Source organism: Clostridium sp. 'deep sea' (assembly GCF_014931565.1).
Classification (GTDB): domain Bacteria; phylum Bacillota; class UBA994; order PWPR01; family PWPR01.
Genome location: NZ_CP063353.1, coordinates 1,547,445 through 1,567,773, shown reverse-complemented (window position 1 = coordinate 1,567,773; position 20,329 = coordinate 1,547,445). Strand labels below are relative to the sequence as shown.

At 33.1% G+C, this 20,329-nt stretch carries 19 protein-coding genes and 1 other RNA gene; 12 read left to right on the top strand and 8 right to left on the bottom strand.

The genetic code is table 11. The features are described from left to right. Nucleotides 1-27: 27 nt before the first annotated feature. Together IMX26_RS07345 and IMX26_RS07340 are read right to left on the bottom strand one after the other, a co-directional pair. On the bottom strand, nt 28-570 hold the full coding sequence (locus IMX26_RS07345) for an NADH peroxidase (RefSeq protein ID WP_195161362.1): 543 nt from the start codon (nt 568-570) through the stop codon (nt 28-30). Between the two features lie 208 nt (nt 571-778). After that, a complete protein-coding gene (locus tag IMX26_RS07340) occupies nt 779-934 on the bottom strand; it encodes a rubredoxin (protein WP_195161021.1) in 156 nt (51 codons plus the stop codon). 453 nt (nt 935-1,387) lie between these two features. On the opposite strand from IMX26_RS07340, the gene IMX26_RS07335 reads away from it, so the two are divergent. From IMX26_RS07335 to IMX26_RS07320, 4 genes are all read left to right on the top strand, one after another. Beyond that, nucleotides 1,388-1,720: a C-GCAxxG-C-C family protein gene (locus IMX26_RS07335; protein WP_195161361.1), complete on the top strand. Its 333-nt coding sequence runs from the start codon at nt 1,388-1,390 to the stop codon at nt 1,718-1,720. Between the two features lie 428 nt (nt 1,721-2,148). Continuing rightward, the gene (locus IMX26_RS07330) at nt 2,149-2,976 is read left to right on the top strand and encodes a DUF6544 family protein (protein WP_195161020.1); all 828 of its coding nucleotides are present in this window, start codon (nt 2,149-2,151) and stop codon (nt 2,974-2,976) included. A 483-nt stretch (nt 2,977-3,459) separates the two neighbouring features. Next, nucleotides 3,460-4,797 carry a hypothetical protein gene (locus IMX26_RS07325; RefSeq protein ID WP_195161019.1) on the top strand — a complete coding sequence of 446 codons (1,338 nt, stop codon included), beginning with the start codon at nt 3,460-3,462 and terminating at the stop codon, nt 4,795-4,797. Between the two features lie 12 nt (nt 4,798-4,809). Then, on the top strand, nt 4,810-5,583 hold the full coding sequence (locus tag IMX26_RS07320; RefSeq protein ID WP_195161018.1) for a patatin-like phospholipase family protein: 774 nt from the start codon (nt 4,810-4,812) through the stop codon (nt 5,581-5,583). Between the two features lie 602 nt (nt 5,584-6,185). Here IMX26_RS07320 and ssrS read toward each other — a convergent pair. Continuing rightward, nucleotides 6,186-6,361: non-coding RNA, 6S RNA (ssrS, locus tag IMX26_RS07315), on the bottom strand. A gap of 107 nt (nt 6,362-6,468) precedes the next feature. Here ssrS and IMX26_RS07310 point away from each other — a divergent pair. Further along, entirely contained in the window at nt 6,469-7,713 is a 1,245-nt protein-coding gene (locus IMX26_RS07310; protein WP_195161017.1) for a competence/damage-inducible protein A, read from the top strand. A gap of 311 nt (nt 7,714-8,024) precedes the next feature. Here the strand turns inward: IMX26_RS07310 and IMX26_RS07305 are convergent, their stop codons facing one another. Continuing rightward, entirely contained in the window at nt 8,025-9,347 is a 1,323-nt protein-coding gene (locus IMX26_RS07305; RefSeq protein ID WP_195161016.1) for an S-layer homology domain-containing protein, read from the bottom strand. 290 nt (nt 9,348-9,637) lie between these two features. Here IMX26_RS07305 and IMX26_RS07300 point away from each other — a divergent pair, with 290 nt between their 5' ends. Then, entirely contained in the window at nt 9,638-11,041 is a 1,404-nt protein-coding gene (locus IMX26_RS07300; RefSeq protein ID WP_195161015.1) for a YheC/YheD family protein, read from the top strand. Then, a complete protein-coding gene (locus IMX26_RS07295) occupies nt 11,042-11,941 on the top strand; it encodes a hypothetical protein (protein ID WP_195161014.1) in 900 nt (299 codons plus the stop codon). A gap of 275 nt (nt 11,942-12,216) precedes the next feature. Here IMX26_RS07295 and IMX26_RS07290 read toward each other — a convergent pair whose 3' ends face one another. Together IMX26_RS07290 and IMX26_RS07285 are read right to left on the bottom strand one after the other, a co-directional pair. Next, the gene (locus IMX26_RS07290; RefSeq protein ID WP_195161013.1) at nt 12,217-12,483 is read right to left on the bottom strand and encodes a hypothetical protein; all 267 of its coding nucleotides are present in this window, start codon (nt 12,481-12,483) and stop codon (nt 12,217-12,219) included. A gap of 264 nt (nt 12,484-12,747) precedes the next feature. Next, nucleotides 12,748-13,011 carry a hypothetical protein gene (locus IMX26_RS07285; protein ID WP_195161012.1) on the bottom strand — a complete coding sequence of 88 codons (264 nt, stop codon included), beginning with the start codon at nt 13,009-13,011 and terminating at the stop codon, nt 12,748-12,750. Between the two features lie 200 nt (nt 13,012-13,211). Between IMX26_RS07285 and IMX26_RS07280 the strand changes: the two genes are divergently transcribed. After that, a complete protein-coding gene (locus tag IMX26_RS07280; RefSeq protein ID WP_195161011.1) occupies nt 13,212-13,433 on the top strand; it encodes a hypothetical protein in 222 nt (73 codons plus the stop codon). Nucleotides 13,434-13,793: 360 nt separating this feature from the next. Here the strand turns inward: IMX26_RS07280 and IMX26_RS07275 are convergent, their stop codons facing one another. Further along, nucleotides 13,794-15,308, bottom strand: a complete 1,515-nt coding sequence (locus IMX26_RS07275) for a recombinase family protein (RefSeq protein WP_195161010.1) — start codon at nt 15,306-15,308, stop codon at nt 13,794-13,796. 202 nt (nt 15,309-15,510) lie between these two features. On the opposite strand from IMX26_RS07275, the gene IMX26_RS07270 reads away from it, so the two are divergent. Further along, complete coding sequence (locus IMX26_RS07270; RefSeq protein WP_195161009.1) at nt 15,511-15,675, top strand: hypothetical protein; 165 nt, start codon at nt 15,511-15,513, stop codon at nt 15,673-15,675. A 361-nt stretch (nt 15,676-16,036) separates the two neighbouring features. Here IMX26_RS07270 and IMX26_RS07265 read toward each other — a convergent pair whose 3' ends face one another. Then, nucleotides 16,037-17,017 carry an NAD-dependent epimerase/dehydratase family protein gene (locus tag IMX26_RS07265; protein ID WP_195161008.1) on the bottom strand — a complete coding sequence of 327 codons (981 nt, stop codon included), beginning with the start codon at nt 17,015-17,017 and terminating at the stop codon, nt 16,037-16,039. A 244-nt stretch (nt 17,018-17,261) separates the two neighbouring features. Between IMX26_RS07265 and IMX26_RS07260 the strand changes: the two genes are divergently transcribed. Genes IMX26_RS07260 through IMX26_RS07250 form a run of 3 tightly spaced genes read left to right on the top strand, consistent with a single transcriptional unit; the run spans nt 17,262 to nt 20,325 of the window. After that, the gene (locus IMX26_RS07260) at nt 17,262-17,786 is read left to right on the top strand and encodes a hypothetical protein (protein ID WP_195161007.1); all 525 of its coding nucleotides are present in this window, start codon (nt 17,262-17,264) and stop codon (nt 17,784-17,786) included. A gap of 21 nt (nt 17,787-17,807) precedes the next feature. Then, nucleotides 17,808-18,968: a YheC/YheD family protein gene (locus IMX26_RS07255; RefSeq protein WP_195161006.1), complete on the top strand. Its 1,161-nt coding sequence runs from the start codon at nt 17,808-17,810 to the stop codon at nt 18,966-18,968. Next, nucleotides 18,955-20,325 carry a YheC/YheD family protein gene (locus IMX26_RS07250; RefSeq protein ID WP_195161005.1) on the top strand — a complete coding sequence of 457 codons (1,371 nt, stop codon included), beginning with the start codon at nt 18,955-18,957 and terminating at the stop codon, nt 20,323-20,325. Before IMX26_RS07255 ends, IMX26_RS07250 begins: the two co-directional genes overlap by 14 nt. The last annotated feature ends 4 nt before the right edge of the window (nt 20,326-20,329 follow it).

Here is a 20,329-nt window from a genome sequence, read left to right as displayed (position 1 = left end):
CTATGCTAATACGGTGCCCTTATATTATTAACTAAAATATCTCTTTAGTAAACCTCTAAAACCTTGACCATGACGCGCTTCATCTTTGGCCATTTCGTGAACTGTGTCATGAATAGCATCTAGGTTAAGTTTTTTAGCTAGGGTGGCTAACTCTTTTTTACCAGCGCAAGCGCCATGTTCTGCTTGAGCTCTTAGAGACAAGTTTTTCTTTGTAGAGTCAGTTAACACTTCACCAAGTAATTCAGCAAACTTTGCAGCATGCTCAGCTTCTTCAAATGCATATCTTCTAAATGCTTCAGCTACTTCTGGATAACCTTCTCTTTCAGCCTGTCTACTCATAGCTAAATACATGCCTACTTCCATACATTCACCTTGAAAGTTTTGTCTTAAACCTTCAACAACCTCTTCATTAGCGCCTTTAGCAACACCAACTACGTGGCCATCAGCAAAATCCATTTCATCGTTTAATAGCTTAAACTTTTCACGTGGGGCACCGCAAATAGGACATTTTTCTGGGGCTTCATCACCTTCATGAATATAACCGCAAACTGTACATACATATTTCATTATAAACTCTCCTCTTCTATAATAAAGTTTGTTAATTATTCGCCAGTAAGTTATTATGTACCTTCTGGCTGACTGTTGAAAAAGAAGTCAATAAAGTAGTACATAGTAATTTTTGGGTAATACTTTACTAACATGCTCTTTTTCATCAGTTAAGTACTGTTAATATTAATCGCATTTAGGGTTAAAATCAAATCAACTAAACTTATTAGCGCTACTCTTCTTGCTCTTCAAAGGCTTCTTTACCTGCACCACAAACTGGGCAAACCCAATCCTCAGGTAAATTTTCAAAAGACATGGGGTTACCGTCTACATCTGTCATTTCAGGCTCATACACATAAAAGCAAGGTCCACATACATGTTTTTTCATTTTTATAACCTCCTAAGTTATATAGTTTATTTTCATTGTTAATTGTTTTACTTTCAAATTTGTAATGATTACAATTAAATAATAAACTCAATTTTGTATTTTGTCAATACTTTTGATTAAAAAAAATAAAGTTTTTTTAATTGCTCTTAAATATAATTGTTTATCACATTGACTCATTGTTTAAAAACAAAAATTATCCTAGCAAATCAGTTAAATTATCGACTAGAATAAGTACTCACTAAATAACGTGTACTATTTATACAATGTATAAATAATAATAAAATATGCAATGTTTTAAGGATATGGGCAGGTATTTTATAAATGTAATTGAATAATTACTAAGATTGAGAATTATTAAGAAAGATATATTAAAAGTGAAAGGAGAGCGTAATGTTATATCAATTTTTAAAAGACACAGATATGAAAGCATTAGATTTAAATTGAGCAGAACAGATAGTTTGCGGTGCAAATAAAGCATATAACTTAGGTATAACTCGGGAAGACCAAAAAATGGCTGCTAGTTTAGGTGGAGGAATGGCCGTACGGGGAACCTGCGGGGCTATGATAGGTGCTGTTATGATACTTGGACGAATATTTGCTATAGAAAAAGCCCATAAATGTCCCCATTTAAAAGATATAGTTAAAGACTATATAGATTATTTCGACAAACAATTATGTAGCAGAGAATGTTACGAACTCCGTGCTATGCATAAAAATGACTGTAATATGATAATTGCAGAAACAGCTAAAATGCTTGATGAAGTCATAACCAAATATAGTAATTAAGAATTAAAAGGTTTAGTGAGTTGCTACTAAATCTTTTTTTATTATTGATTATACCTTTATTTTACTACCTTTTTCTTTTATAACGCAAACTCATATTCAGCACTTTCTCAATTTTAATATGTATTTATGTAAGAGGTTAACTACTAATAATCAGGAAATACTACTTTATTGAGATATTTAAAATGAACATGTAAAGGACAAATCTTGACATAATTTAAATTAGGTAATATACTACCTAATATAAAGGGTAACATATTACCTAATTGGTGAGCTAATAATATTAGGTTCTAAAGTATTTAAAATGACTAGAAGTTAAGAGCAAGCAAGGCAAAAAGCTCTATAAAATGAGGGGACCCCGGTGTTTAGGTAAAGATAAGGTAAAATCAGTAGGCCACTTAAAGAAACTACTGTACTAAGGAGGATTAATTATGAGAATTTTTTTAAAAATAGTTATGGTACTAATTGTACTTTTAATTGTAACATTTAGCTATAGTAATTATAGCTTTCAAAGGGCCTATAATGCTAAAGTAAAAGAGATATTTAAAGACAAACCACTAGCACAGGGCACAATATCTAAAGCAGACTTAAACAGACTACCACCCCTTATGCAGAACTATTTAGCTAAGAGTGGTTTAGTTGGTAAGCCATATGTTAATAAAGTTAGATTAGAACAGCAGGGTAGAATAAGACTTAAGCCTAATGGTAAATGGCTTAGCTTTACAGCTGAACAGTATTATCGACTAGATAAACCTGCCTTTGTTTGGAATACTACTATTAAAATTTTAGGGATACCCATAATCAGAGGAATGGACATTTACCAAGAGGGCAAAGGTTATATGAAAATTAAAGTGTTGCCATTTTTTACGGTAGTGAATGCCACTGGCAAAGAGGTTAATGAAGGATCACACTCTCGTTATCTGAATGAAATAATGTGGTTTCCTCAAATGTACTTAAGTAATAAACTGCATTATCAGCAAACAGCAGAAAATAAACTACTGGCTACTTTTATAGATTCAGCAATAACTACTACTGCGGAGTTAACCATTAGCGAAAATAAACTCTTAAACTTTGAGTGTAATAGATGGTATATGGCAGATGAAGGAAATATAGCTCGTAAATGGTCAACTCCACTTAATAAATGGGGTGTATTAAGTGACATTTATTTACCTTTAGCTGGTCACGCTGAATGGGACTTAGATCAATCTAAGTTTAATTATATAGAAATCACTATTAAAGATATAGAATATATACAATAATAAAATAAGTAACGTGTTATAAGATGGTCGGAAAATAGAATTTTTAGTTTTCTGGCTGTCTTTATGTGTTAAATAGGTGCTCACAAAACCCAATCTCATTGTTGACGTATCCAAATGCAATTACTGCCAAAAAATTTGCTACGTCCTCACAATTTTTACTCCATGTTTCGACTAACAAAAGTCAAGCCATTAGCTTAAGATTACCACATTGTGCTAAACGTATTTCGGTGCAGTTTAGGCTTAAACCATAGCCAAGCAATTCTCTAACATGTTATTTAAAAGCTTTTATATTTACCTACAGCCCCATTTGTTAGTTTACCTCTTAGATTAATTTAAATATAAGCCTAAAGTATTATTATTTTTCAATAAAGCCATACTTATATAGTAAGTATTAGGCTAAAACCAAAAATATTATGTAAAAAACTAAGCAAACATAGATTTGTAACAATAAACTTGCAGGTTTTATTAATTAGGTGTTGAATAATGCTTATATCACTTTTAAGGGATGATTTTATGCAAAAAGCACTAGAATTTTATGATATTTATCCAAAGCTAGTTCCGGCAGATAAAACCGTAACTATTCATATAAGGCCATTATTTGAGCACGTTCAATTCGAAGAAGGTGCAGAGTATGAGGTATTGTATTACCCAATGGAGAGGATTTCTCCACACGGTGAATACAGATATGAAATGCCAAAATTAGCAGTTGCTAAAAACGGAATGTTAGTAATTGAGCAGTTGTTTAGTGGTGAACAAGAGCACATGATTATTATTAATGATCTTGAAGAAAAAATGGAACCATTAAACGTACGTATTTATTCGCTAAAACCAGACTTATTCAGCAAACGACCTTACAAAGGAGATACCCATACCCATAGTTATTACTCTGATGGGGAGGAGTCTCCAGGTTTTATAGCGGCTAGCTGTAGAAGAGTTGGTTTCGATTTTATGGCAGTAACAGATCACCATCAATATGAGCCATCTTTAGAGGCGCAAAAATGCTTTGCAGAAACAGCAACCGATTTACTTATATGTGAGGGAGAAGAAGTTCATTTACCAGATAACCCTGTACATATTGTTAACTTTGGTGGTAAGAGCAGTTTAAACCAGTTTGTACGTAAAAATGAAGAAGAATATTATCACCAGGTACACCGTAACGAAAAAGAATTAATGCATATCCAAGATAAAGATGCTCGTTTTCAGCTGGCCTCCTCAAAATGGGGCTTTGAAAAAATTAGGCAATATGGTGGTCTAGGAGTTTTTTGTCACCCATTTTGGGAGGTTTGGACTGGCTACTATGTGTCTCGCACAGTAATTGATTATATGATGGCAAATAGCTTATTTGATGCTGTTGAAATACTAGGTGGATTTTATTCACATGAAGAATATGCTAATAGACTACAGGTAGCAAGGTATCAAGAAGAGCGGGCTAAAGGGAGAAATATTGCCATTTTAGGTGCCAGTGATGCTCATGGTTGTAATATAAATAGGCTTTTTGGCTGGTTTTACACAGTTGTATTTGCAGAAGAGTTACAAACAGAGTGTTTAATTGCCAATATTAAAAAGTTTTATAGTGTTGCTGTAGCCAATTTACCAAATGAACACGAGAGATCTTATGGACCATATCGGTTGGTTAAATACACCCAGTACTTATTGAGAGAGGTATTTCCTTTACACGATCGTTTATGTAACCGTGAGGGTGAGCAAATGTTTGCGCATTTAGCTAAGGACAAACGAGCCGAAAAACAACTACTTCTTATGCAAGGTCAAACCAAAAGTTTATACAATAAATTATGGGCTAAAGAAAGCGAAATAGTTTAAGGAGTAGATAATATGGGTGAGCAAAAAAAGAAAATAGGATTAGCTTTAGGTGGAGGAGCTGCCCGTGGCATTGCCCATATAGGTGCGTTAAAGGTTTTTGATGATTTTAGAATAAAGTTTGATTATGTATCTGGAACTAGCATAGGTAGCATTATAGGTGCCGCCTATGCAGCCGGTGTTTCCTGGGTAGAAATGTTAAGTTATGCCCGCTATTTTAAAACCCGTGATGTTTTAAAATGGAAACGTTGGAGCATTGGTTATGATCCCAATACTATTGGTAAAATAATGATTAAAATTATAGGCGACTGTAATATAGAAGAGTTAAAGATACCTTATTGTGCAGTTGCGGTAGATGTGCTTAAGGGTAAAGAGGTTATTATTAACACTGGTAAAGTAGCAGATGCTGTTACGGCAAGTAGTTGTGTACCGGGTATTTTTTCTCCCATAAGGAGTAAAGATCAAATTTTAGTTGACGGTGGAGTTTTAAACAATGTTCCCACAAATATTGTTAAAGCTATGGGCTCCGATATAGTTGTTGGTGTTGACCTTCATTCTAACTCTATTCCTCAAATAAATACTGGAAGTTATTTTGAAGTACTCTACGCCACTTTTAACCTAATGATGACAAATAACGCTACAATTGGACGACAATTTGCCGATGTCTTAATATCACCAGATATGCGCAATATACCTTTTCATGTTATAAATGATGTTGATCAATTAGTGAAATTAGGGGAAGAAGCAGCTAAAAAGGCAGTGCCGCAAATAAAATCACTTTTAAGATAATAGTAATTAAATGTTAGTAGCAAGGTGCAATATCAAAAGTTACTTATAACAGTAAAGAGCGGGTAATACATACTTTGCTCTTTTGCACTTTAAACCTGTATTTTTGTGATATAAATATAACCCTAAAATAAACAAGCTTACCTTATATATAATATATGGGCTACCCCTATTATAAAAATACCTGGCAAAACAAATTGCTGTACCATTAGTTATAAACAAAAGTGTACATGAAAATATAACAATAGCTGTGGTTTTTAATTCACCCATATTAAAGCTATAACTTACAAACATGAAGAGCTAAACTAGCAACTTTTGCAGTTAAAAATCAAAACTGTAAATTGCTACAGTTGTTAAAAAAATAGCCGATGTAATTAAACAGAGGTTGAAGAACAATAAAAGTACTATTTTAGGCATAGACTGTGAAAAAAGCTTAAACTATTAACATGGCAAAATGCTAACTTTGCTAACAATGCTTTACCAAATACCTAAAAAGAGTACATATAAAAACAACTTTAGCTAAAAATAAAAAGAATCTACTCTTATCATAATAAGAGAGATTCTGTAAATTATACAATTTGTAAATCGTACATAAATTTGAAAACTGAATCCCACAATGCCGTATGATCTTTATTCTCAAAGCCCTAGCTACTAGGGGGGTGCTATCTCACTTACTTTTGTAGTCCTTTCGAAAAGGCATTACATCGTTAAATGACTTAAGCTCCCAATGTTAATGTGTTGGTTTGAGAATAGCAAATCACAACGTACATCGCAGGAATTCTTTTCATCTCTATTATAAACATATGATAACGATTTGTAAAATGTCAGTTTTAAGGTAAATATAAAATCTTTATTTGTTATTTACAAAAAATAGAAAAGGAGAAAAAAATGATTGCTGAAATACTATGTGTTGGCACAGAGTTATTACTTGGAGACATAGTTAATACCAATGCTGCGTGGATAGCTAAAGAGTTAGCCTCTTTAGGTGTTAGTGTATACCGCCAAGTTGTAATAGGTGACAACCACCAAAGATTAAAAGAGGCCTATGGACTAGCCCTACAACGTGCTGATATTGTTATTAGTACCGGTGGTTTAGGACCAACTCAAGATGATTTAACAAAAGAGGCTTTAGCACAAGCCTGTTCATTAGAGTTACAGCGTAATGAAGATGCCGCTAACTGGATTCAACAACGTTTTATAGATAAAGGATTTACCCTAACCGAAAACAACTGGCGACAAGCCAATTTTCCAGTAGGTTCAACTCCTCTTTTTAATGAATATGGAACAGCGCCTGGATGTATGCTACAAATCAATCAAAAAACTGTATTTTTAATGCCAGGGCCACCTGTTGAAATGAAACCAATGTTTCAACTATACATAAAGCCTTGGATACAAAAGCAAACCAAAATTATACTGCGTTCACGGGTTCTAAAAATCTTAGGAATAGGCGAATCTGCTGCTGAAGAGATTATTAGGGATATTATAGATAACCAAAGTAACCCTTCCATTGCACCCTATGCAAAATATGGTCAGGTAACATTTAGAATAACTGCCAGAGCAGATAACGAGCAAGAAGCATTAGCACTTATAGAGCCTATGGAACAAGAGTTAAGAAAACGGTTTAAGCTTAATATCTTTGGGGTTGATGATGATACTATTGAAAGTGTTACAATAGATTTACTTAACAAGCATAACCTAACTTTAGCGTGTGCTGAATCATGCACAGGTGGTTTAGTAAGTTCACTGTTAATTAATGTACCTGGAGTTTCTAAAATTTTTAAAGAAGCTGTTATTGCTTACAGTAATGAGGCAAAAGCTAAAAGACTTAATGTAAACAGTAATAGTCTAAAAAAGACTGGCGCAGTCAGCTGCCAAGTAGCAGCAGAAATGGCTGAAGGTGTTGCCAAAACAGCTGGTACTAACATAGGATTATCTACTACTGGTATTGCTGGTCCTACTGGTGGAACCGAAACCAAACCAGTAGGTTTAGTTTACTGTGGACTCTATATAAATGGTGAGGTAATAACTAAAAGGTTCTTGTTCCCCAATAGATCAAGAGATAGTATTAGAAAACGGGCTATGTTAAGTTGCATAGACTGGTTGCGCAGAGAACTTATAGAAAGATATGTTTAAAAGAACAGTCGACATATTTCCCCGGAAATATGTCGACTTTATATTTTAAACAGCCTTTGTACAACCTCAATGTAAGCTGACCAACTTGTTACAATAACATCTACGACAAAGTAGGGGCTGGTTTCCACGCCAGCCTGTGTAAGTTAATAAGAAAAAGTAAATAAAAAAGGTACGAAGAGAAGAAGCATATGCATTTAAAAAAGTAGAATAGAGAAAATGTTTTCTGGCGCAAAAATAAACTAAGGCGAAGCAATACAGTTGTATGCTGAAGTTTAAAATTATCTCAGTAATGCCGAGAGAGGTCACTCTCATCAGTCTAATTCCATTATTTCTATTATGGATACTCCCTGGCCCAATGGTTTCCAAGATGCATACCTACCATTATACTGCCTATAAGTAGTTAGCCCACCTTCTCCATAGGTTAAGTAGTTTTTTAATTTTTCCATAAAGTCACTTGCTTCAGTGTCAAACAAATAAGAAAATAACTCTTGTAAAACTTCACTGTGATTATTGAGAATATCTTGCTCAAATCCATTACCCCAAGTAATTAGCATATAAGGGTTATATTTGCTATTTAACTTGTTAACACGTTTTGATACTGAATGTTTTTGCATGTTTTGGGGACTAATTGTTAAAGTCATATACAGGGTATAAGGTATTGTTTGATTATAGCTTGATTGTGAAGATGCATTTATTAATTGTTTATAATCATACTCAGAGTTATAAAATTCAACCCCTAGAGTTGCGTTTTTAGGGTTATATAATAACTGAATATAACCCTTAGTTTTTTCTTTGGCTTCTACAATTCTTTTTACAAAATTAAGGGTATCTAATACTATTTTATCATTTATGAGTGGTGGGTAATATCGTAATGATGTGAGAGGTCCAGCTACACTATTAAGCATAATAAATGGGGTACTCTCTGGTGCAAAAGGTTGAAGCCTTGATGGTATAAAGAACTTTATTAAAGTGGCCACAGCTTCTGCTCTGCTTAGGCTATTATTTGGCTTAATAGTGTTATCATCATAACCAGATATTATTCCTAAAATATAAGCATTAAGTAAGGCATTTTTGTAAGGGTGAGTATTATTTAAGTCTGTAATTTTTTTAATAGCATAGTTTTGTAGCATTTTATCAGCATGTAAATCATAATAACTAGCAGCCATAGTTAAAATATAAGCTGCTTCACCTCTAGTAATATTTTTTTGATAATCACTTATATTTAAAAAAGGCGTAGTATTATATTCATATGGCAAAAGCCTTAAGTCTACAGCTTGCTTAATAGTGTTTTTTGCCCAGTAGGTATTTGGTAAAACTAAATTGTAATAAACCTTATTATAATCTTTTTGCCATGACTGAAGGTTTTTATTAGTGTTTGTTAATAAACTATTAAAAGTATTACTCCCAACATGCTCTTTAATAAGCCTCACAACCATACAAATAAACTCATCACGTTTAATAGGGCTTTGGGGTTTAAAGCTTTTATCATTATAACCGTTGATAATTCCCTCATTACTTAAGATAATAATATCTGATTCTGCCCAATGACCAGATATATCGGTTAAAGCATTAACTTTAAGTGGAAAAATAAATACAATAATAAGTAGGTCTAGTAAAATAAGTTTTTTAATCATGGTTTTTCTCCGTATGTTAATTTTATATGAAAACCTAAGTAATTATAACGATTATTAGATGTAATTATATCATATAATATTAGCAAGATAGAGTGATAAATCAATTTTAAAGTATCAATGATTTTAACTAAACTATTACAAATAGTTTAGTATTAAAACTAAGGTTATTTAAGTCAATTATTATGCCATATGTACTACCCAAATATCCCTAGTTGATAGTTCCCTTTTCTAAAACAAAAACATATTATATTCCAGAAAAGAGCAGTTGTATGCCAGACTGAGGTGAAACTGTGAAACATAAGGAAATTAAAACATATAGAATAGAAGAAATTGTTTCAGATGAGCTTGTGTTTGTACCAAATAGAGGTTTAGCAAGAATATGCAGTTTTAGGTCAAAGCAAGCCATCCAGCTTAAGGCTGGTACTTGCATTAGTGACGCAGTAGTAGATTTAACATCATTCCATAATGAAGAAGTTATTAAAATTAGCACTGCTATTTTAAAGAAACTAAATATACCATCTGATATAAGTGTGAAAGTAAACTATAATCAAGGCTTTAATCAACTGAGTTTAGGTCCTATATTAGGACTTTATGCTATTAGAACAGGGTCTGCAAGTAACCCCTATGGTGAAATTAATAGGTTAATACAGGAAATTCAATTGGCAGGTCAACGTAATGGAGCACTAGTTTACGTTTTTGGACCTCAAAACATCGATTACAGTAAATTAACATTAACTGGCTATTACTTTAAATTTAAAAGCAAACGATGGGTAAAAAGAAAATTTCCTATTCCAGATGTAGTATATGACCGTGTTTTAAGTAGAAGGCTTCAACGTAAGCCTAGAGTAAGAAGAACACGTAACTTTTTAATAGATACCTGTAACTCAAATTATTTTAACAAAAGCTATCTTGATAAATGGGATGTTTACAAACATTTATCTCCAAATTCTACTATACGAAGACACATGCCCGAAACAAGATTATGTGTTGACATGAACGATATATACTACATGTTAAATCGGTATCGGCAAATTTATATTAAACCTGTGAATGGGAGCCATGGTAAAGGTATTTGCTGGGTTACCAAAAACAGATACGGATATTATGGCCATTATATCAACTGGCAAGGTGATGAGAGTGCTTGGTGTGTAGGTCATCCGCAAGAATTATCTAAATTTGTAGGAAGATTAATTAGACGTAAAAGATATATAGTACAGCAAGGATTAAATTTATCTTATGCTAATTCTAAACCCGCAGACATAAGAGTGTTAATGCAAAAAAACAGTGAAGGTGATTGGAAATTTACTACATTCATTGGTAGGGTTGCCGCTGATGGTAGCAAAGTTAGCAACTTTGAACATGGAGGCAGTTTAACATCTGTTTATTATATACTTAAGAGAAATGCTGGTAAACATACAAGCTATAGAACGCTTAAAACAGCAATAATTAACTATAGTATAGACGTATGTAACCAGTTAGAGAGTTCAATGCAAATAAAATTTGGAGAGTTAGGTCTTGATTTAGCTATGGATGTATACGGATACCTTTGGTTAATTGAAGTTAACTCTCGTCCAGCACGTGATATTTCTACAGATGTCCAGAGAATACCTCAGAGTGCTAGACTCTCATCGCGAAGAATTATAGACTATGCAGGTTATTTAGCTGGGTTCACTGTCAGGCCAGGGGGTGAGTAAATGAGAGTTGCCGTTACAGGCTGCTCTAATGCTAATGTAAATAAATTACGATCCTTGGTGTCCGGAATAAATAGTTGTGATGTTATTGATAAAGCTGATGTTGTACTAAATTTTTCTCATAACAATGAAAGCTTAGGTACCTATTATACTTTTAACCAAAATATAAGTATCTTAAATTACGAAGACAGAGTAGAGAGTATTTTAAAGGGAGAAAGAATTAATTATATTAGAAGCGATTCACACAATTATAGATGGAAAACCAAGTATATTATAGATGTTTTTGATTTGCAAGTTATTAGGGTAATGGCTCGTTATTCTAAAAACAAAAATTATGTGCAAATAAAAAACATGAGTCTTAAAACAACCAAAATTGTTTGTGAAATAGCAGTAAAAACGCTCTATTCATTGGGTTTAGATTTTGGTGTAGTGACGGTATGCGTTTCTAATAGCGATACAAAGTTTGTACAGTCTATAGAAATTGCCAATAACTTATCTGAGCGGTCTTTAGGATTATGGAGTAAATGGATTAATCGTGAAAAAAACTTATGGAGCAATGAGATTAGGTTTGTAGAAAAACCAAAAACTGAGAGTTGGACTAATCTAAAATTAGGTGCCGATCCGGAGTTTTTATTATATGATCGCATCACAAGAAGGTGGTTAATAGCATCAGAATATTTTCCTCGTAATGGAACAGTAGGAACAGATGATAGAGCAATTTATTATCCACGACATGGTTATCCGTTAGCCGAGCTTAGACCAAATCCTGCTAATAATCCAAAACAATTAGTAGAAAATATTCGTAAAACAATGCAAAAGGGAATCCACTATATACCATGTAACAATGTAGCATGGATAGCAGGCAGTTGCCCGTTAAAAGGATTCCCTATTGGTGTATTGTAATAAATACATATATTGGTAATTTACTGTGTTTTGAAAAGTCTGTTGTCAAGGAGCTAGAAATTTAGTAGGGAAACGTAATACAAGTAGTATGCGTTTTCTTGCTAAATTTCGTATGACAGGGATTTTTAAAATAAAATATCCTACCCTAAAAAAACAATTTTAATACTTCCGAGAGCGACTTTTTCAGCTATCTAAAGAAGTGAATTTTTATAAAGTAGCATGCTTTTAGTATACTTTAATAGCTAACATAAAGTAATTGTTACACCTATTAACATCTAAAATGTTTTTTTTAAAATAGCTATGTATACTATAAAAAATCCTAAAATAATTGGCATACCAGTATAAGACCAACCCACAAAGCTATCTTCATCTAAATATCTTTTAATAGCTGACCTTGTTAATGAAGATGAAGTTGAAACACCTAAAAATAGTAATAAATAACTCAACCACTCTGGTTCCAAATCAAGTCCCATTGCAAAAATCGTAATAAATACTATTCCCGACAACAAACATATTAAAATACCTTTGGTTTTATCTCTCATATCGAATTACCTATAGTTAAAGCAAGCAGCAATAAAAACATAGGTACTAAAGATATTAAAATACCAAGCCGTCTATTCCCATTTAAATAAGTACTCACTGCTGAGCTAGTTATTGAAGGGGGTATAATCACAAGAAATAATAACATCAAAAATCTTATTATATAATTTCTCGGTAAATAAATACTAATTACACAACCTATTGCACCAATTAGCCCAGCTATACAACATACTATAATTCCTTTTGTTTTATCTTTCATATTAAACCTAACCTAACCTGTAAAATACCCATGCAAATACAACTCCTGTAAAAAGAGCTATACACCCAGCAACAAATCTGTTTTTGCTTAAGAACTTATTTGCAACCCAACGCATTATCATTGGACCTACAATGACTATTATCATTATAATTACAAATCTTATTTTTCTATCATTTAGACTTGATCCTAAACTCAAAAGAATACTCATAACATAGCCATATATAATACCTAAAATAATTAATAAACTGATACCTTTAGTTTTATCTTTCATAATAATCTCCTAATGTCATACATTAAATAATACCATATATCCAAAATTTATATAATAGTACATAATTATTTTAATGAACTGATAACAAGTATCTTAAAATATGATATATTACATTTAAGACAAAGCTGCTAAATAACATTAACAATAAAGAATTGTATAATAAAGTTAATAAAATAATATTTAAAGACAAGCATAAACCTTTGAAAACTGATGAATTTCGTACTGGACCAATGTATTCTTTGTCAATAACCAAGAATGATATAACTTATTGGCTTGGTTTATGGCCAGATATGATTAGTATTAATAAAAGTGATGATCTTCCTAAAAAATTAGGTAGCTACGATAATTATTTTAAGTTCGATTTAGCATCATATAATGATATAGAAGAACTAGTTGAATCTATTATTAGCAAGAAAAATTAATATCTAAATTTAATATTCTCTTTATTAATAATATAAGAGAGTATTTATTTTTGGTATAATAGTATTAATGAAATACATGGAGTCATGAGTAGGTAGTTAATAAGCTTTTAACTAATCTAACTAATTGCTTAAATCCACATGCTGTAGTTGCTGTAATCAATAATAAAAAAAACAACACCTCAAAACTATAAAAGAATAAAGTACTTTAAGTTAGGAAAAAGATATATTTATATCTTTCAGCTACTATCAATCACTTGTAAATCGATTAATAGTAATATTAAAATAATCGATTATTATGGTGTCAGATTTAAGTGTATGACGCCAAGATAGTTTAATTGTGGAAGCCACCGTGGAAAAAAACTACACCCCTTTATAGTATATTTCTATAGATTTATTAAACTTATCAACTTTAATTTTATCAACAATACTGGTCAAAGCTCTCTGCTTACTATATTCACTATTATCTTCACTTTTAAGCTGCTTAGCCACATTAGTTAACTGGGTAATAAACTCTTGTTCATTTATCTGCAAGCTATTATTAGCTTGTTTTTTTAATAGCACTAACTCAGCCTCAAGCCCTTGCTTTTCAGCCTGTAGCTTTTCTTTATAGTGTTTAAGCTGCTGTAAGTCAATAATACCGGACTCAAACGCCTGCATTTGGCGGTCGAACTTACTATTAAAATCAGCCAATAAACCTTTAACCCTATTAATTTCTTTTTCATTATTAAGCTTGTTATTGCTTACAATTTTAATCTTATCAAGCAAATTAGCGTTATCTAACACAGGTATTAAATTATCTATTACCAAGCCCTGCAAGGCATTTAAAGGCATACCGTTTTTATGGCATACACTGTCTTTATTTTTATTGCTGCACCTAACATAGCTATAATACTTATCTTTGCGTTTAGTCGAAAAAATAACCATTTGTCTGCCACAGTAAGCACACTTAACTAAACCCCTTAACATATACTCATGGGCAACACCATTACGCCTAGTACGGCGTTTAGCCATTAACTGCTGGGCTTCTATAAATGTAGATTCAGCTATAATAGCAGGGTGGTTATCTTTAATAACTATTTCCTCTTTATCTTTTGCTTTCCACCTAAAAACACCTGTATAAACATCGTTCTTTAAAATATATCTAATAGCATGAGCCGACCATTTAAGCTCACGCTTTTTACCAAAGTAATGAATCTTTTTTTGGGCCTTAGAGCTTTGCACTCTTAAAGACTTACCAAATTTATGTTCTGCAGCCTTAGAGTTTAAATAAGTATGAATACTATCAACACCATAACCCTCTTTAACATACAGCTCATAAATATACCTTATGATTTCTGCCTGATTTTCACTAATAACATACTTATTAGTATTAGGGTCAATAACAAAACCAAAAGGCACTCTACCTAAAGCAATGCCCGAGCCTGCAGCCTCACTCATGCCTTTACGTACCTCAGTACTTAAGTTAAGTGAGTAAAACTCAGCAAATAACTCCATAATACCTTCCATCATTACACCATAGGGATCATCACTAAAGTTTTCAGTTATAGAAATAACATCAATACCACACTCTTTACGTAACAGAGTTTTATATACCGAGCTGTCTAACCTATTACGGGCAAATCTATCTGTTTTATGAACCAAAACAGCATCAAAAGGTTTGGGCTTTACTTTGGCATTGGCTATCATTAATTGAAACTTAGGCCTATCTGCTGATTTAGCAGACTCACCAGCATCTATATAAATATGTTCAGCACTAATAACATAGTCATGCTTTAAGGCATATTCCTTAAGTAACTTTTTTTGTGCCGGTATAGATAAACCCTCTTCAGCTTGCCCAGTAGTAGAAACTCTAATATATAATGCTGCCTTTTTCATAAATTCACCCCTTATAACATTTATATTGTTAAAAGGGGTGATTTAATTCACTTAAAATTATTTGTAATATTGTACTTGTGTAGAGTAAGAATTGTATGCGTATCCTTGTATGGCATTACGAGAACTTAAGCTTTCAAAAAAAGTAAATTGTAAAGTGTACAACCCGTATTCTCATATAAATATATAACTGCATTAAAAGAAGGTGGTACATATAAAAAACTGGAATGTTGTACATGTAATTAATAATGAAAAACTAAGTAAGGATGAAATAATAGCTAAGTATCCAATTAAAATAAAAGCTATGGCAATAAAAATGGTAAGAGTATTTGCTAGTAACAATAATATCGAAATTAAAATTAGCGATTAATAGAGAAAATTATACATTAATACAATGCATAAACAAAATACTAGTTTCGAGCCTGACCCCAAACTAGAATTTAATCAGGCTATTCATATAACGATAGGTATTTAAGCATAACTGAACTGTATGACTAATAATGTACTTATGTAGGGTACGCAGTGTATGCGTACCGTTGTATGGTATGACGAAAACTTAAGCTTATAAAAATATTTAATGAAAATTAAACACATTGTTGTAAGCGAGGGAGCAACCTCAAACCACAGCAAAAATACTAGTTTCGAGCCTGACCCCAAAGTAGAATTTAAACAGGTTAATAAAATGCAAGTATACCACAAAAAAGCTAACTCTTGCGAGCTAGCTTTTTTTACTAATTAAGTTTTTCAATAAGCTCTTTCATGTCACTAGGTTTCATTCCTGCTGCTAATTTGCTTACATCGCCTTTATACTCTTGATACCAAGCTAATGTTGATTTAAGGGTATCTTCAATTGCTCGTGTTTTTAGTCCTGCATTTATAGCTTTATTAATATTTACCTTATGGAGTCCCGCAAATTCTTTTAGTTCAATGCAGAGTGGAAAAGCAGCATGCTTTACTATTTTATTATTATCAAGCCATTCATCACTAACCTTTATTAGCTTACAATTCTCATTTATGGTTTTATGACAGGCTTCTATAAAGTTAGAAAAATTAAGTGGCTCTACAGGGCCTGTTAAATGGTATATTCCACTAAGGTCTTTTTCAAGAGCATCTATCATAAATATAGCTAAATCTCTTACATCAATAAATTGAATTTTTAAATCGTTTGTTTCAGGAACTATCATTTCATTATGGTTATGCATCATTACTGGCCAGTAACTAAATCGGTCGGTATGGTCACGGTCACCAACTATAAAGCCTGGTCTTATTAATAGCCCTTTATCACCTAACATATCTGTAAGCTGTTTTTCACAGGCAGCCTTTAATGGTCCATAGGTTTCGCCAGTAATTTCAGTTGATTCAAAATCTAAACCACAAATAGGACCGTCTTCATCTATGCCAACTACGGTATTATCACAGGCTGAAATAGTTGATACTAACTGGTATTTTTTTATGTTATCACCTAACACTTTTACGGCCTGTTCTACCTGCTTAGGAAAATAAGCACAGGTATCTATAACGGCATCAAACTGCATATTTGCTAAACGGTCGATATCTGTATTACGGTCTCCAATAATTGTAGGTAACTCTGGTAATAACTCAGGGTAAGTTTTACCTCTGTTAAATAGTGTTACTTGGTGGCCTCTTTTTACAGCCTCTTGTGCTACATGGTATCCTAAAAACTTTTTACCACCAATAATAAGTAGTTTCATATTAACCCTCCCAATTTATGTATATCAATATATTTCATTATAAAGCATAAACTGAATTAAATAAATTGGTACGTGGTTTATTAACGATTCCTTATAAATAAACACGGGATGACACAAGGACATCCCCTACATAGCGTTAGTTGTTATTGTGGGTGCAAGGTAAAATTTGAGTCCTTTTATGAACACATATACATAGAATAGTAAGAGAGAATAACTCATTATCTCAGTTTATTACAATACACCAATGGGGTTTCCTATTGGTGGTCATATTCATTATAGTATTTTACCCAATAGTAGAATGTTACGGGCATTCGATAACTATTTATCTCTGCCATTGTTAATGGTTGAAAAACCTATACCTGCAATGAATAGGCGCAAAAAGTATGGCAGGTTAGGAGATTTTAGAGTTAAGAGCCATGGTGGTTTTGAATATCGAACACCAGCCAGCTGGTTAATAAGTGAAGATATTGCCCTTGGTGTTATTACGCTAGGTTATATTATTGCAATCAGTTATCCTATATTAACAAAAAATTTTTTAGACTCAACTGTGGCAAGAAATGCATATTATAGATGTGACAAGAATTATTTTAGACCAATAGTAAAGGTATTATGGGACGACTTAAGAGAGTGCCCAGCCTTTAGTGAAAATTATAAATATATTAGAAAAATTGAGTCTATGATTTTAAATAATCAGGTGTGGAAAGAGTCGGTGGATTTAAGAAGATATTGGAGAGTAAATATTCCAAAACACATGTGCAATAAACTTTAATTATGAAAGAGGGTGCATTATGTGCCTGAGCGTATTCCTTTAATAGGGGTTATGGCACACAGGAGAAAAAGTGCCAAATTGCCGTTTGCAGAAGCAGGCTTTTTTGCGAATTTAATTAACGAAGGTAAAGTACTAGGAGTAAAAGTTTTTGTGTTTTCTCCTTTAGAAATAAATTGGGCTCATCAAAGGGTAATAGGGTGGACCCCAAATAATAGTATTAAAACATGGCAGAGAAATTTTTATCCTTTTCCAGATGTAGTTTATGACCGTTTATTTCCTGGTAAGGGTGATGTAAATGCTGCTCTTTGGAGATACGCCAAAAGTCTAAGAGATAGTGGTGAAGTAATTTGGATGAATAGTTCTTTGCATGGTAAATGGGATGTTTACAAAACATTAGCCTTAAAGAAAGAGATTCGTCCGTATATACCTGAGACAATAATTTTTTCAGATATAGATGCCCTGCTTAAAATGCTTCAAAAATATGAAACTGTGTTTATTAAGCCCAATATGGGAACTCAAGGCAAGGGAGTAATGAGGCTACAGATTTCCCCCAGTAGGGTTGTAAGATATAAAGGCAGAACACGGGGTGGTAGAAGTGTTGCTGGTGTTGCTGGAAGTTTAGATGAGCTAATACTAATTCTACGTGCCTTTATGGGTGAGAGAAAGTTTTTAATTCAACAAGGTCTATCACTACGTGTGTATCACAATGCCCCATGTGATGTAAGAGTTGTTGTGCAAAAAGGGGTTAATGGCAAGTGGGTTATTACTGGCCATGCTGTAAGGGTAGGTCCAACCGAGGGTGTTACCTCTAATTTACATGGCGGAGGAACAGCCAAAAAGCTTATTAGAGTTTTAAGAGAAATTGGCGAAACAGATTTTAACGCGCAGTTCATAATAGCAGAAATTGAGGATTTAGCAATTAAGGTTGCTAGGGAGTTAGATAGAGAGAGCAATAAGTTTGCCGAGTTTGGTTTAGATGTTGGCCTTGATACTAAAAAAAGAGTTTGGCTAATTGAGGTCAACTCTAAACCCGGCAGAAAAGTCTTTTTGCACACAGGCGACTACGAGGCAAGGCATAACTCTATAGTTAATCCTTTGCATTATGGGCAGTATTTATTAGCTAAAAAGTACTCTAGGTATGAAAAAATTTATGATAGGAGGGGATTTAGTGGGGGTTTATAAAGTAGAATGTCGATTAGGAACAGATAAACCACTAATTTTGCTTCCTAAACAACTATATAACCAAGTAAAAGATGAATCCTTTAGTAAAGTGAAAGTTAAATATGGACAAAAAAAGATTCAAGCAAATGTAAAAGTATCGCCAAATAATACTGTTATTGTATCTAAAAATATTACAGAAAAATTGTATTTACCTCAAGCTATAGACCTTCATATTCTGGCTAGTCAGGGTAGGGTAGTATTAGGCCCTATAGTTGGGATAATGACCACAGCTCCCCCTTACAAGGGGAGTCACTTTCAATTTCAAATAGGTAAAAAACGTAGAGTTTTTTTCTCACGATTTATGGAGATAGCAGCAAAACGTAATATGACACTTTTTTTATTTACGCCTAATTGCATAGACTGGCAAAAGAGAGCCGTTTATGGTTTAACATATTTACCGCAGGGTCAAGGATCATGGGTCAGAAAGTGGTATCCTTTACCCGATGCAGTATGGAACAGAGTGCCACATAGAGGTGCAGAGGTAAGGGCTGATGTTTTAAGAACAAAACAATTATTTAAAACAGTTACAAATGTGTTAGTAAGCCCTGATGATTATTTTTATAAATGGGAAATGCACGAGGTGCTTACTCGAGAGGGCAGTATCTCCCAACATCTACCTGAAACAATTCAGTATCGAGGGGTAGAAAGTCTTAATCAAATGCTGAGAAAACATCCCGAAGTTTTTATTAAAGTATGTTCAGGCAGTCATGGTCATGGTGTAATTAAGTTTCAAAAACCAGATAAAAATATTGTGTATTCTTATCACTTAAAAAGTGGGCGTTTAAATAAAGGTACAGTGTATAACAGGGGTGAGTTGGAGCGCTTTATTTTTAAAGCAACCCAAAAGAAAACAAGCATAGTTCAACAGGGTTTACAGTTGGCAGAGTTTGAAAACAGACCATTTGATTTAAGAGCAACAGTGCAAAAAAATATTAAAGGTGAGTGGCAAGTAGTAGGGCTTTCTGCAAAGTTAGCAGGAAATAATGGAGTAACTACTCATGTTTGCAATGGTGGTAAAGTTGTGCCAGGAAACTGGCTTTTAAAAAAGTTATATAAAGATGGCGGAGCCAAGCTAAATGAAGTAAATGCCTTTGCAATAAAAGTAGCTAAAGCATCAGAACGAGCGTCGGGTTGGATGTTAGGAGAATTGGGAATGGACATAGCTATAGATAAATTAGGACATCTATGGTTATTTGAGGTTAATACAAAGCCAGGTAGAATTGTATTCGCTCCAGAATGGGCAGCAAAAGAAAGATATGCTTCATATAAGATGCTTGTTGATTACATGCAACATTTATCTGGATTTGGCGATGTATAGGAGT